The 13,708-nt window shown below is 58.1% G+C and carries 17 protein-coding genes and 1 tRNA gene; 14 read left to right on the forward strand and 4 right to left on the reverse strand.

The features are described from left to right. Positions 1-56: 56 nt before the first annotated feature. Complete coding sequence (locus HL45_RS03925; protein ID WP_049969788.1) at positions 57-1,322, forward strand: aryl-sulfate sulfotransferase; 1,266 nt, start codon at positions 57-59, stop codon at positions 1,320-1,322. A gap of 7 nt (positions 1,323-1,329) precedes the next feature. After that, on the forward strand, positions 1,330-1,452 hold the full coding sequence (locus tag HL45_RS21760; RefSeq protein WP_267879581.1) for an HVO_2523 family zinc finger protein: 123 nt from the start codon (positions 1,330-1,332) through the stop codon (positions 1,450-1,452). Between the two features lie 34 nt (positions 1,453-1,486). Here the strand turns inward: HL45_RS21760 and HL45_RS03930 are convergent, their stop codons facing one another. Beyond that, entirely contained in the window at positions 1,487-2,122 is a 636-nt protein-coding gene (locus HL45_RS03930; RefSeq protein ID WP_233274677.1) for a TVP38/TMEM64 family protein, read from the reverse strand. A gap of 95 nt (positions 2,123-2,217) precedes the next feature. Between HL45_RS03930 and HL45_RS03935 the strand changes: the two genes are divergently transcribed. Beyond that, positions 2,218-2,574 carry a DUF5830 family protein gene (locus tag HL45_RS03935; protein ID WP_049969790.1) on the forward strand — a complete coding sequence of 119 codons (357 nt, stop codon included), beginning with the start codon at positions 2,218-2,220 and terminating at the stop codon, positions 2,572-2,574. 20 nt (positions 2,575-2,594) lie between these two features. Here the strand turns inward: HL45_RS03935 and HL45_RS03940 are convergent, their stop codons facing one another. Next, positions 2,595-3,773: a DUF7115 domain-containing protein gene (locus HL45_RS03940; RefSeq protein WP_049969791.1), complete on the reverse strand. Its 1,179-nt coding sequence runs from the start codon at positions 3,771-3,773 to the stop codon at positions 2,595-2,597. A 189-nt stretch (positions 3,774-3,962) separates the two neighbouring features. Here HL45_RS03940 and HL45_RS03945 point away from each other — a divergent pair. From HL45_RS03945 to HL45_RS03990, 10 genes are all read left to right on the forward strand, one after another. Further along, positions 3,963-4,114 (forward strand) — tRNA-Met (locus HL45_RS03945). Positions 4,115-4,563: 449 nt separating this feature from the next. Then, complete coding sequence (locus HL45_RS03950) at positions 4,564-4,824, forward strand: hypothetical protein (RefSeq protein ID WP_049969792.1); 261 nt, start codon at positions 4,564-4,566, stop codon at positions 4,822-4,824. A 146-nt stretch (positions 4,825-4,970) separates the two neighbouring features. Then, positions 4,971-5,783, forward strand: a complete 813-nt coding sequence (locus HL45_RS03955) for a ZIP family metal transporter (RefSeq protein WP_049970079.1) — start codon at positions 4,971-4,973, stop codon at positions 5,781-5,783. 224 nt (positions 5,784-6,007) lie between these two features. Next, positions 6,008-6,283: a hypothetical protein gene (locus tag HL45_RS03960; protein WP_049969793.1), complete on the forward strand. Its 276-nt coding sequence runs from the start codon at positions 6,008-6,010 to the stop codon at positions 6,281-6,283. An 85-nt stretch (positions 6,284-6,368) separates the two neighbouring features. Continuing rightward, a complete protein-coding gene (locus HL45_RS03965) occupies positions 6,369-7,328 on the forward strand; it encodes an aldo/keto reductase (RefSeq protein ID WP_049969794.1) in 960 nt (319 codons plus the stop codon). 64 nt (positions 7,329-7,392) lie between these two features. Then, the gene (locus HL45_RS03970) at positions 7,393-7,773 is read left to right on the forward strand and encodes a hypothetical protein (protein ID WP_049969795.1); all 381 of its coding nucleotides are present in this window, start codon (positions 7,393-7,395) and stop codon (positions 7,771-7,773) included. After that, positions 7,770-8,246 (forward strand): hypothetical protein, encoded by a 477-nt coding sequence (locus HL45_RS03975; protein WP_049969796.1) that lies wholly within the window; start codon positions 7,770-7,772, stop codon positions 8,244-8,246. The genes HL45_RS03970 and HL45_RS03975 overlap by 4 nt, the downstream gene beginning before the upstream one ends. Positions 8,247-8,306: 60 nt before the next feature. Beyond that, positions 8,307-8,576, forward strand: a complete 270-nt coding sequence (locus tag HL45_RS03980; RefSeq protein ID WP_049969797.1) for a ubiquitin-like small modifier protein 1 — start codon at positions 8,307-8,309, stop codon at positions 8,574-8,576. After that, positions 8,577-8,831: a hypothetical protein gene (locus tag HL45_RS03985; protein ID WP_049969798.1), complete on the forward strand. Its 255-nt coding sequence runs from the start codon at positions 8,577-8,579 to the stop codon at positions 8,829-8,831. Between the two features lie 32 nt (positions 8,832-8,863). Next, a complete protein-coding gene (locus HL45_RS03990) occupies positions 8,864-9,238 on the forward strand; it encodes a hypothetical protein (protein WP_049970080.1) in 375 nt (124 codons plus the stop codon). Positions 9,239-9,389: 151 nt separating this feature from the next. Here HL45_RS03990 and HL45_RS03995 read toward each other — a convergent pair whose 3' ends face one another. Both HL45_RS03995 and HL45_RS04000 read right to left on the reverse strand, forming a co-directional pair. Next, positions 9,390-9,632 carry a hypothetical protein gene (locus tag HL45_RS03995; protein WP_049969799.1) on the reverse strand — a complete coding sequence of 81 codons (243 nt, stop codon included), beginning with the start codon at positions 9,630-9,632 and terminating at the stop codon, positions 9,390-9,392. A 374-nt stretch (positions 9,633-10,006) separates the two neighbouring features. After that, positions 10,007-11,221, reverse strand: a complete 1,215-nt coding sequence (locus HL45_RS04000; RefSeq protein ID WP_049969800.1) for a trans-sulfuration enzyme family protein — start codon at positions 11,219-11,221, stop codon at positions 10,007-10,009. A 317-nt stretch (positions 11,222-11,538) separates the two neighbouring features. Here HL45_RS04000 and HL45_RS04010 point away from each other — a divergent pair, with 317 nt between their 5' ends. Next, positions 11,539-13,275 (forward strand): hypothetical protein, encoded by a 1,737-nt coding sequence (locus HL45_RS04010; protein WP_049969802.1) that lies wholly within the window; start codon positions 11,539-11,541, stop codon positions 13,273-13,275. Positions 13,276-13,708: the final 433 nt, after the last annotated feature.

Below are 13,708 nucleotides of genomic sequence, written 5' to 3' on the forward strand. Positions count from 1 at the left end.
CAGGGGAACGGAGTGGATGGTATCTCGAAGGCGGTGTCAGAAGCGAGGACTGTGGAATGAAATTTCGGAGTGATTTCCGGGATGGCCTCTTTCTCGTGGTATTCGGCGTTCTACTCGTCGGATTGGCGTTCGGGGCGAGTTGGGCACTCGCCCCGAACACGAGCGTACCGACGTCCGATTCGAACGCGACGACGACCACACTCGTCGGCGTGCAGGGGCCGGGATGGGGCGGAAGTGTAGTCGAACTCGACAGCAACGGAACGGCCATGTGGCGAATCGGGAACGCCATCAGCTATCAGGACGTGTCGATGCTCGACAACGGAACCGTGCTGGCGACCCACGCGGACGGCAACTACCAGCGGTGCGGTCAGTTTCCCGCACCCTGCAAACGAACCGGCGTCAGGTTCATCGACCCAGACCCAAATCCGAAAATCGTCGGCGAGTGGAGCTACCCGGTTCGAACCCGGAAAGACAGCGAGATTCACGACGCGGAGATGACTCCATCGGGTGAACTGCTCGTCGCGGATATGGAGTACGAAAGCATCTACACGTACAACTTCTCGACCGGAGAGCGGTCGTGGACGTGGAACGCCAGTCAGTACTACGACGAACCGCCCGACCCGACCAGAACCGACTGGCTCCACATCAACGACGTGGATAGAATCGGCGACGGTCGCTACCTCGTCTCGGTTCGGAACACGAACCAACTGCTCGTCATCGAACGCGGAGAGGGCGTGGTCGAAGTGATAAACGAAGACCGCGACCCGGACGTGCTGAACGAACAGCACAATCCACAGTGGCTTTCGGAGCGTGCCGTCCTCGTCGCCGACTCGGAAAACGACCGCGTAGTCGAACTCCACAAAAACGAGTCCACGGGGCGGTGGAACGTCGCGTGGACGGTGTACGCGGCGCAGGGAGTCGCTCTCGATTGGCCCCGCGATGCTGACCGGTTGCCGAACGGGAACACGCTCATCACGGACAGTCGGAACAATCGCGTGGTCGAGATAACGCAAAACGGGAGTTTGGTCGCTAGCTATCAAGTAGCGGCACTCCCCTACGAAGCAGACCGTGTGCCATTTGGCGAGTCTGCCGGACAGCCCTACGATGGAAACGACATCCTCGGTCACGGTGGAACCGATATTCCGCTCCTCACCGCACTGCTCACGGGGGCGTACCACGTCGTCCCGCTCCCGTTTTGGGTGACCGAACTGCACGTCCTCGCCATCCTCGTGGCGGTTGGGTGCTGGATTGTCGGCGGCGTGTTACTGCTAAAAAGCCGATTTACGGGCGAACAAAACAGTCAAATCAGTCGAATCCGATAGTTTTTCTATGGCAGAAAAAACGAACGGGCGACCCTGCCCGCTCTGTGGCGAGTCGATGTTCCACCGCCACTGTAAGTACGTCTGTCCGCAACACGGCGTCGTCTACGACTGCTCTGATACGTTCTACTGATTTCACTGTTCTACGGCGTTCATCCAGTATCTCTTCAGTTATCCTTGAAATGCCGGTATGCTGGCCCGGCCAACAGGAGAAGCGCGACGAGTCCCAGCGCCGCGATGAGGGGCCAGTTCTTTCCGAGTTCGTTCACCGAAAGCGAATCCAACGAACTCCCGGCGAGCACCGCCGCGACCATCCACGGCGCTTCGCCGATTGTCGTCCCGATGATGAACGCCCGCGGGGAAACGTTGGACAAGCCCGCTGTCGCCGAGATGGCGTCGGCGGGCACCGGAGAGAGTCGGGAAACGATTATCCCGCGCAGGTCGCCGGTCGTCTCGAAAAAGCGGCCGCCGGACTCGCCGATACGTCCGAACATGCCGCCCTCGATGCCGAAGTACCGCGCGCCAGCGAACGGAACGCAGGAACTCATGGTCGCGCCAGCGAGCGCGACCGGAATCCCGACGACTGGCCCGTAGACGTAGCCCACCGCCGCCGCGACCGCGGTCGTCGGCCACGCGAAAAACGGGCGGATGAGGTAGACGACGAGAAAGAACCCGCCAGCGAGAAACGGATTTGCGGTCACGCGCTCGACCTGCTCGAAGACGACCGTCGGCGAGAGGGAAACGCCAGCCAGAACCACCAGCCCGACGACTGCGAATGCAGTGAGATGCCGACGACTCTTCATAAACGCCATTTCCCCGTAGGTAGCGGGGGAGAGGGCTAAGTTCTTTCCACCCGAGCGCGCAACGTTTAATCCGCTTCGTGTGGGATTCGTAATCGATGGACGAGGACACCGTCGCGCTGGGGGTGGAACTGTTGAGCAAACTGGAACATCCCGAACTGTCCGTCGCGGAGGCGGTAGACCGTATCGAGACGGTAACTACCAATCCCGCCCTGACCCGGACGATTTTGGACGAGGCCGAAAAACGCGGCGTCATCGAGCGCGAAAACGGAATCATCCGACCGCAGGGTGGTGGCTATCTCCGGTTCGAAAGTGACGTGGTGACCAAGGAAGGTGACTTTTCCTGTCGGCGCTGTGGCACCGGGATTTCGACGGGCTATTTCATGAAACTCGATGCGGGCGAACACGGGCCGTTCGGCTCGTCCTGTATTCGAAAGGTGACGGGGCGAGAGTGAGTTCCGGGCGCAAAGAACCGCTATCGACCGTGAGACAGTTCCTCGATGAGTTGCTCGATGGTGCGCTGTTGCTGTTCGAGCAGTTCGTTCTGTCGCTCGACTACTTCGGTGAGCGCGGTTAGTTGTGCCTCCACCGGGTCGTCCAACCGCTCGCTCGCGGATTCGAAGCCGGAGTCGGCAAAACCGGTCGTGGCTTCGGATTCCTGTGCGGTGGTTCCGACGGATGTGGATTCCTGCGTTTGGGCTTCTCGTTGTTCGATTTTTCGTGGCTCGGGTTCCGGTTCGGCAACCGAATCGGTCGCCGAACCGGAGGAAACAGGTCGTGATTCTGCCGTCGCTCCCCCCGATGGGGCTGTGGATTCGGTCGTCGCGTGGTCTGTGTCTTCCAATTCAGCAGAAACACGTTCTGCTTCGTCCTCGCCGAGCGGGTCTTCGACGATTTTCCCGCTGTCGTCGAGTTCGGGTGGATTCGCGTTGAGCGGTTCGACACCGCTTCCGAACACGTCGTCGTCCTCGGTGAACGAGACGTTTTCGTCGGCTTCCGGTTCGGGTTCCTCGGCGGGTGCAACCGTCTCCTCGAACTCGGCGTAACTGCCGACGTCGTGGTAGGCGAGAAGCGACTGTTCGAGACGCTCGCGGACTTCTCGGGTTCGGTCGCTCGGGGTTTTGATTCGCTGTGGGCGACCGTTCGCTTCGATGATGATTTGGGAGGAGACGGTTCCTTCTTCGACATCGAGGCTGGTCACGTCGGCGAAGTGGAACTGCTCGAAATCTTGGTCCCAAATCGCTTCTCCGACGTGTTTGACGACGCGCGCGCTAGTGAGGACGAGGGTAAGTTCGCTGAACTGGTAAGTCTGGGTGACTTGCTCGTTCGCGTCGGTGATGCCCGCACCGTTCAAGACGCCCGCGATAACGGGGTGAAGTGCATCGTGAAGGCGTTTCGACGGGATTTTGAAGGAATCTTCGCCGTCGATACCGTAATCGAGGGTGATGGTGGATTTCCGTCGTCCCTCGGACACGGAAATCCGCTCTGCATCGTGTGGATACTCTTCGACCGATTCGTCGCTCAACAGACCGTCGGCGCGGTAGATGAGTGTTCGAGAGGGCGTGACGAAGAGGGTGTCCTCCCCGCCAAGTGGTACTTTTGCGGCGACGTGTTCGTCTCCGAGACTGGACTGGACGATTCCCGGTACGCTCATGCAGGAAACTGGTCAGGCCCGTATCTTAAAACCGCCGGGTGAACACGACACAGACAAAACCAGTAAGAAATCCATCACCGAACGGGATGCAAGTCGGGAGACGGCGTCGCCGTCGTAGCGTGCATCCCCGTGGCATTCATCGGGCAAGATGAGAACTTTAAAGAGTGGGACATGCCTACCCGTAGTTGAGCCCGGGTGGCTTAGCTGGACATAGCGCCGCACTCATAGGGTTCTGAGATTTGGCGCTCAGGCCTTGGAAGCCTCCCATGCGCCCGTGAGGCCCCGCCAGGCCTCGAACCTGGGACATGCGGAGATCGAGGGTTCGGAGCCCTCCCCGGGCATTTTCCGTTCATTCATCTCGATAGCAACGCCTGTAGTTGGACGCTCGGCGAACGAACTGAGCCGAAGGCAAGACGGAACAGTCCCCGTGGTTGGAACTGTCACCTGTTTCCACTCCGACGGCGCGACTCTGTTTGTATCGAAGCCCGTGTCGAAACACAAACTATGTCGAAGAGCGCGAACAGACAACTGAATGGCTAAAGCGAAAACTCCTCGATAATCTGAAATTGAAATCTAGATTTCTACGCTATGGTGTGTCGTCGGACACGTTCGAAGCATCAACATGGGAAAAAGACCTCAAAATAGCTCGTAAAAGGTCTAATCGTTTCTAAGGGATTTATGAAATGTCGGCAAACAGAATTGGAGTGGTAAAATCGCGTGAATTTCACTGTATACTCTCCCCGTTATATGACCCCTCCAGTCGTAGCGAGAGATACATCCCAGAATAATCATGTCGAGTCCTCCAACGATACAGAACGACCGCGCATCGGATTTCGAACTTCCAGTCCCCCGCAACGCCGTCGAAAGTACGGCCCGAAAGCTGTTCACCCCGGTTCAGTTCCTGAGCTTCTGGACTGCGGTGGCGCTCCCGTTCGCCTACCCACCACTGCTGTACCACGGCTACGTGTCCGCGACGACCGTGACGTTCGCCCTGCTCCTCGCCCTGAATATGGTCGCTATCGTCGTCGGTCACGGCTACAACCTCGACTGAGTCCCCCTCCTCGACGACGAGCGTCGAACGAACGTCGCCCTGAATCTCCAAAATTCGTTTGCTGGAACCCGCGTTTCGTTTTTAGGCACGCCAAAATAGTTGGTGTTGTGATAAGAACTATCCTCGCGTACACCCAACGACGATATATGGGCGTCCTCGGAAATCTCTCGCTGGTCTTTGTCGCTGGTCTTATTACGGCTCTCGCAACCGGAATCGGTGCTCTCCCCTTCTTTCTCGTCAACGACGTGAGCGACCGCTGGAACGTCGTCCTCTGGGGACTCGCGTCAGGAATCATGCTCTCCGCGTCAGTTTTCGGTCTGATATTCGAGGGCATTTCGAACGCGAACGGTGGCAGTTTCGTCGGTGTCGGAGTTGGCTTACTGGTCGGCGCTGGACTCGTCGTCGTGAGTCACCACGTCCTCTCCGGCATGGAAGTCAGTCCGCGAAAGTACGAAGAAGCGGATTTCAAGAAACTGGTGCTTATCCTCGGTATTCTCACCGTCCACAGTTTTCCGGAAGGCGTGGCAATCGGTGTCTCGTTCGCCGATTTGAACCTCGGAACCATCGACGGAATCGCATTCCTCGGGTTTTCGATACCACTCCTCGCCATCTTCATGACCGTCGCCATCTCGATTCACAACGTTCCGGAGGGTGTCGCCATCTCGATTCCACTTCGTTCGATGGGGGTGAGCAACTGGCGCATGGTTTGGTGGTCTGTTTTTTCGAGCTTGCCCCAGCCAATCGGTGCAGTCATCGCGTTCTATTTCGTTCGAACCGCACGGGAGCTTCTTCCTATCGGGTTCGGCTTTGCAGCAGGAGCCATGATATATCTCGTCACCTCTGAGTTCATTCCGGAAGCGCTCGAAGTCGGCAAGGGATTGCCGGGTGGTGGCTACCGCGAACTCGTCTCGGGACTTTCCGCCGGGATTCTCCTGATGGTTCCGCTCGCATTCGTCTGAATTTCACCTTCTGAGCCTACTCTGAATTTATCCCGTATTTCGAAGAACCGATTTCAGTTAGACGGACTCAAAAACGATTTTGAATCGTTTTGATGGTTTTTAGCCAGTTGTGACCGAATGAACAGGTCTGTTCATTGTCCGTAAACGGTGTGAATTCATCCCAACGCTCCTTACGGTATAAGATTGCCCCTGTCTACGACTTAGTCGGGCACGGGTGTGCTACAATGTCGGGAACCACTCCATTCGAAAACGACGGCGACGATATCAGTCGCACCGCTGTTGGACGCGAGAAACTCACTGCACTCCACGCGAAATATCGAGAACACGCGCTGACGACACCGCTCCAGTTCGTCAGTTTCTGGTCGGCAGTCGTACTGCCGTTTCTCTACGTTCCACTTCTGATGGACGGTCTCGCTGGCGCAGAAATCACGGTTTTCCTCTCCCTGCTCGCCTGTCACGTCGTCGCCCTCTTCGCCGGACACTCCTACGGACAGGAGTAGTCGCTCCACTTCGATACCTTTTGCCTTCCCGCAGATTTTCGGTTCTCTTCGGTCGATTTAACCTCTTCCTCGAAAACGAGTACATATGGGACTCGAAACGGTGTCGCTCGGCAGTACCGGCACGAAAGTGAGCCAAATCGCGTTCGGAACGTGGCGATTCGGCCGGGAAAACGACGAAGGCAACGTCGAAATCGGCGAGAAACGCGCCCACGAACTGCTTTCCGCCTACGCCGACGCTGGCGGCAACTTCATCGACACCGCCGACATGTACGGTGACGGTGAGAGCGAACGCTACATCGGCAACTGGCTCGCAGACCGCGACCGCGAGGATTTCGTCATCGCGTCCAAAATCTACTGGCCGACCCGAAAGGACGACCCGAACGGACGCGGCCTCTCGCGCAAACACCTGCGCAGGCAGATGAACCTCATTCTCGACCGTCTCGGCACCGACTATCTCGACCTGCTCTACATCCACCGCTGGGACGACGAGACGCCCGCAGAGGAGTTCATGCGTACGCTCGACGGCTTCGTCCGAGACGGCAAGGTGAACTACATCGGCACCTCGACGCTCGACCCGAACGCGTGGAAGGTCGTGAAGGCGAACGAGATGGAGTACGAACCGTTTCGCCTCGCCCAACCGCGATACAATCTCGTCAACCGCGAAATCGAATCCAACTACCTGCCGATGTGCGAAGAGTACGACATCGGACTCATCCCGTGGTCGCCGCTGGCTGGCGGCTTCCTGACGGGCAAATACTCCCGAGACGAAAAACCGCCGAAGGGAACTCGTGGCGCGAACGACCAGCAGTTCCGCGATTCCTACCTGACCGAGGAGAACTTCGACGTGTTGGAAGAAGTCGAAGCCGTCGCGGAGGAAGTCGGAACCACTCCTGCAAAGGTCAGTCTCGCATGGTTGCTGAAACACGACGCGGTGACGGCACCGATTGTTGGCGCGCGCACCGTCGAGCAGTTAGAAGAGAACCTCGCCGCAACCGCCGTTTCGCTTACCAACGAGCAGTTCGAGCGACTGGCCGACGCGAAGTAAACGACGGCTTCGAATTTTCGCCGCCGAGCCAAGCGTTTTTGACGGATTGCGAACAACCTCCTGCATGGACGAAATTTCACTCGTGGTTCCGGAGGCTATCGTCAATTCGCTTCCCGAAGATGGCGACAGCGCGGCGCACGACATGCAAGAGGCTGTCGCCGGGTGGGAAGCGCGACTGAATAGACTCGTCGAGGAAGAGTCGGACGAGGACGTTGCCAGCGCCGCGGTTGACGTTATCGAGCGATTCGAAACCCGCTGGGAGCAGTACGACGATTTCGTCGCCGAACTGCGCGCGTGGGGCCAATCGCCCATCTACGCGATGGCGTGGCGCGACCTCCACGCCGCGCTCGTCCAGCAGTTGTACGACAACGACGACCTCTCCGCGCATATCGACCGAGAGCGAAACGCCCGCATCGTCAACGACGGCATTCGATTCGGGAGATGAGCGGCGACGACCCGCCACTGTCCCGCGTTCGACGGGCGAAAAGTCAGCAGTCGGCCACCTCCCGCATCGACGGCGGCGCGATTGCGGTCGGAATGGTCGTCACGCTCGGTGCCCATCTCCTCCCGGCCCTGCTGTTGCTCCTCGAAACGTCGGCATCTCTCGTCCGTCTGGCCGCACTTGCCAGCACGATTGTGTTTCCGTTCGGGAGTTACATGGCCGGACGCTACGCCGGAACCGACTGGGAACGCGGCGGACTTCACGGCGTGTTTTCGGCGGGCGCATCCCTCATCGCGCTCGGGGCGTCTGCAGTCGTCCTCGTCGGAACAGACCGGGCAGTGGCCGAGTTCAGTCGAATGCTAGTCGGCGCACCCGAGGAGGGATTCGGACTGGTCGCCGGTTCGCCCGTGCTCGCGGGAGCCATCGTTTTCCTCCTGTTCGCCGGAATCGTCGGCGGGGCGTCCGGGGCGAACTGAACACGTCGAAAAGCGTTCCGCAGTCTGAGCGTTTATAATCACAGCGGGCTATCTTCGCGTATGGAACTCACGCTCCGATTCTTTGCAAATTTCCGCGAAGACGTCGGGCAGAAGGAACTCGAACGAGAGTTTTCGTCCGGGGCGAACGTTGGCGAGGTGTTAGAATCCCTCTCTGAGGAGTACGGAATCGACGTGTTCGAGGACGGAGAGTTGCGACCGCACGTCTCCATCATGAAGAACGGGAAAGACGTCGTCCATCTCGACGGCACGAAAACCACGCTCGCGGCAGGCGACAGGCTCAGCATCTTCCCGCCGGTCGCAGGAGGATAGATGCGGCGCGAAAAATCCTTCCGGGGCATCAACGAACGACTCGCGCGCGTCTACCTCGAAAACCTCGGCGGCGAGGTAGAAGAAGACGGCGACGTGTCGGGAGACGGGTGGGAAGCCTCACTGTCCTCCGAAAAAGTCAGCATCGGGCCGACGGTCGAACTAACAGAAATCACCGTCGTCTTCGAGGGTGACGAGGAAACCCTCGATTCGCTCGTGGACGAGTTCTCGCAGAAGGCGATGCGTGCGGGTGGATGAAGTTGGGGCGAGAGAACAGGAGAACCGATGCAATGACCGACGACGAACCCACCCATCCCATCGAAGGACAAATCGTACTGATGGCGGGCGCAAAGGCTAGCGTGCCCCTCGAACATCTGTCCGAACTGCTCACCGAGACGCAGGCCGACCTCGGCGGGCGGTTTGACGAGTACCGACAGCGATACGAGTGCATCCACGAAACGCCCGATGAAAGCGTCTTTCTCGTCGAGGAGGGTCACTGGGAAACCGTCGGCAACCGGCTTGGATTTGGGCGGCGGGAGTGGGACGGGCTTCGGCGCGCGCACGAACAACAACTGTTCCGAATCGGGCGGCGAGAACGTCGCCGGTCGGAGTTCGATAGCGCGCTTGAGATTCGGGAATCCGTCGTGATTGGGACCCGAAAGTAGCGTGTGAGTGGTGCGGTTATCGAGGTTTTTGTAGTGGGTCGTATGTCAACGCCTGTCGGATAGAGACTGCTGTCTCGGCATCATTTCTAATAAAGAAAACCACTAATCTTTACAAATAATACAATTTATGAAGCTGTCTCTCTAAGAGTAATTATTCTATTTTTTCTCGGAGACGGACTTCTTTATCTGTTACCGTTTCAATCGCATCAGCAGGAACGGAAAGGTCATCTTCATCAGCACTACTCCACCCAAACACCTCAAGCCAAGCCTCGGCGATGTTCGGATCCGGGTCAACAAACGCCGTGTCTCCCTCGACTTCACTCACGATTCCCAACTGCTCTCCTTCAGCGTCCATCAGAAACTTTCCTTCGTCTTCATCACTCAGGCTTGCCATATGGGGAGACTCCTTCCCAATGATATTTGTTTTTTGGCCAATTAGATATTCAAAGCACAATTTAACTCGTGCTGATGAATAGGATTCCGTATGCTCGACGACGAAATTGTGGCCAACATATTATAAATTAGAGTGGACGAACTCATCGCTCTGGCGGTGTCGGCGTGCGCCTCCGAGCAGGGTGTCTTCAGGCCTGTGACAGCGCGTGCCACCGTGTTTGCGAAAGGTCGCGTGATACTACCTCAGTTTGAATCGTGCCAGTTCGAATCGCGTATCACTGGTTTCATGATTGCGGTTTAGTGGTGTCGGAACTTGCAAACAGTAGGGGATAGTAGCTAAAAAACAGCGCCTGAACAGTCGTCTCCTCCCGTTCGCTACTCCAAACTCTCGAACGCGGATTCCAAGTCGGCGAGCAAATCCCGCGGATGTTCCACACCTACCGAAACTCGCAAGAGGGAATCGGAAATCCCGATTTCCTCGCGCTCTTCGGGCGTAAGCGGCGAGTGAGTCATGCTCGCTGGATGCTCGATGAGCGACTCCACGCCGCCCAGACTGACCGCGAGTGCGAAATGGTCGAGTTCGGCGACGAATCGCTCCACGGCTTCCAGTTCCCCGTCGAGTTCGAAGGAAACGAGGCCGCCTCCGCCGTCCATCTGACGCTTGGCGAGGTCGTACTGCGGGTGCGATTCGAGGCCGGGGTAGTACACGGTAGCAACATCCTCGTGTTCGTCCAGATAGGCCGCGACTTCGGCGGCGTTGGTCTCGTGCTGACGCATCCGCAGTGGGAGCGTCTTCAGACCGCGAAGGGTCAGGAAGGCGTCGAACGGCGCGAGCATGTTGCCCATGCCGACCTGCTGGAGAAAGCCGATTTCGTTCGCCAGTTCCTCGTCGCTGGTGACTGCCGCGCCGCCGATGGAGTCGCTGTGGCCGTTCAGATACTTCGTCGTGCTGTGGACGACCACGTCCGCGCCGAGTTCGAGCGGTTGCTGGAAGTAGGGCGAGAGGAAGGTGTTGTCCACGCCGAGGGTCGCGCCGACCGATTCCGCGACGGAGGCGATTGCCTCGATGTCACAGAGTCGGAGGAGCGGATTCGTCGGCGTCTCCATCCAGATGAGGGCGGTATCGTCGCGGACGGCATCAGACACGGCGTCGGTGTCGCGGGCGTCAACGAAATCCACGGCCACGTCCAGTCGCTCGCGGAACAGTTCCTTGAGCATCGTTTGTGTCCCGCCGTAGAGGTCGTCGAAGGCGACGACGTGGTCGCCGGGTGAAACGGAGGCGGTGATTGTCGCCACGATTGCGGAGGTTCCGGAGGCGAAGGCCATCCCGTAGTCGCCGCCTTCGAGCGCCGCGAGTCGCTTTTCGAGAGCGTGTCTGGTCGGGTTCGAAAGCCGCGAGTAGAGATACTGGTTTTTGTCGGGGTCTAACTCTTCGAGGGAAATATCGGGGTCGATGCCGCCGACCTCGTAGGTGGATGCGAGGTGAATCGGCATCGTCACGTCGCCCGTTCGGTCGTCGTGCGATGGTTGCTCCGCGTGGGTCACGGCCATCGTTTCGAATTTGTCTGTGTCGCCGGGGCGGTCAGTCATGCCATCTTCACGTTCGATGAGGATAGTTAGAAACTTTCGATGCGGCAGGCGTTGCCATGCGCCGAAAGAATGGTGTTCGGCGGGAAATTATTGTGAAGCATCCGAATGAAATTTTTCAAACGTGTTTTGGCTAAACTCAGGACGGTGACGATGGGTATTGGACGCTGTTTCGCTCGCGCGCGGAGCAGAAAGGGGCGATCGAATGGAACTAGTGTAGTTTGAATGATAACAAATATCAGACTAGGAAAATAGTATCTGATATTATTAAACTTCATCCAGCAAAAAATATTTTTATAAACTGTTGAAATCACATCCCGATGTCGCAACAGAATCGAAATGAGATGGCCGATGAGTCGGCAAAAAACACTACGAAAAGCAAAGTCAGTCGGCGAGCGTGGCTGAAAGCCAGTGCGATGGGCGTTGTGGGTGCATCGACACTCGGGACGGGTGCGCTTTCGGAAACAACGCAAGCCGCATCCACCGATCCCGGTGACCCGTCACCAGCACGGTCGGAAGTCGGCGGGGGCGAATCATACACCAACAAAGTGACGCGAAGCGACGCGAACCGCTACGTCACGTCGAGTGACCCGGTAACGGCCGGAAACGAACTCGAAAATCACATCGACAACGCATCTCCCTCCGACATCATCTGGATAGACTCCGGCGTGACCGCCGACATCACCGACGTGTACGCCAAAAACGTTCCCGCGGGTGTGACGATTGCCAGCGACCGCGGACGGGATGGTTCTCGCGGTGGGAAGATTCTGATTGGCGCAGAAACATCTGCGGTCGGCGTCCTCCAAGCGCTGGACAACGTGCGCATCACCGGCGTCCAGTTCGAAGGGCCGTCCATCGAGCATTATAGCCCGAACGACCTCTGGACGGACGCAGTCGTCGGCGTGTTCGTCGAGGGAACCGGCGTCGAAATCGACAACTGCGAGTTTTGGGGATTCACGAACGCGGGCGTTCGCGTCGGCCACCTCAACAACGAAGTACGGACGGTGAACACGCACATCCATCACTGCTCGTTCCACCACAACGCGATGCAACAACTCGGCTACGGCGTCGTCGTCGGGTGGGCCACCGTCAACACCGATTTGTCGAGCTATCACGGCAGGGTCGGCTGTCTCATCGAGTACAACTACTTCAACCGAAACCGCCACTCCATCGCGGGCAACGGCAGTGCGAAGTCGAACTACACCGCCTGCTACAACATTCAAGGCCCGGATAACTATCTGTACACCTTCGACATGCACGGAACCGGTTCCGGCGGAACGGGCGGTACCGCCGGTGGCACCCTCAGAATCCACAACAACACCTTCAAATACGTCTATCGGGACAAGGACGGCGAGCGTTCTTCGTCCATCGGCATCCGCGGCATGCCCGAATACGACTGTGACATTCATCACAACTGGTTCCACAACGATTACACGGCCGAGGACAGCAGTCACACGACCGGAGAACAGGGAACCGCCATCAATCAAGTGACGGCGGACTGGGGAACGACCGACGTGTACGACAACCACTACGGCCAGTCGGAACCGCCAGCAGGCGTCGGCGCGCCGAGCGACGGCAGCAACCTTAGTTATGATGGTAATGCGACCGCCGTGGATGCCTCGGTCGATTCAAATGGGGAACAGTCAGCAATCGAGTTCAGCGTGACTAACGATTACGGCGTCACCCTGAACATCACGGACGTGACCATCGAAACGGCGAATCCGGCCATCAACGAACTCTCCGACCACACGATGGAGGAGGGGAAATGGAAGAGTGAACTGTACGTCGATGCCGACCTCCAAGACAGCGCGGTGGACGTAAACGACGGCCTCACTCTGCCGGGTTCCATCGACCTGAAAAACGACGGCCACTCCGAGAGCGACAAACGTTGGGCCGTCCTTTCCTCCGGAACGACCGCGTGGGTCTACCTCTACCAGTTCGAGGACGACGGTGTCGCCGTGGACATGGTTGATGAAGGTGTGACGTTCGTCGTCGATTACTATCTGGACGACGGTGAGGGGACGACCGGTACGAAGCGATTCACACTCGCGCCATAGACGCTTTTTGCGGATCGTTTTTCGAATCGGCTTTGAACATGAGAGCTTTGTTCGGTTCTCGACTTTTGGTGTTCCTATGAGATTATTTCAGTAGCCGATCCCAATGAACCCGCCACCGCTCGGCATGCTCGCGGTTGCACCGCTCGCAATCGAGATTTCTCTGAAATCTCGTACCCGCCCACACACCTCCCCAGCCGATTCCTTCGCGCCTATTGGCGCTCAGTCATCCCTCGCGTGATACTCAGCAGGCCTTCGGGACGCCCTCAGGCCTGCCAACGCACGCGCCGGAGCGTTTGTGTCTGTTCACGAACCTGAATTAGGAATGTAACGCGTGCTGACACAAGCCAAAGGGCATCTCGCCCGGAGGCTTGTCGGTGAAGCGCGCGAGGGGCGACCGACACGAGCGCCAGTGAGTGGGGGAGTCGGTTGGGGT

This window comes from Haladaptatus cibarius D43, from assembly GCF_000710615.1.
Taxonomy (GTDB): Archaea; Halobacteriota; Halobacteria; order Halobacteriales; family Haladaptataceae; genus Haladaptatus; species Haladaptatus cibarius.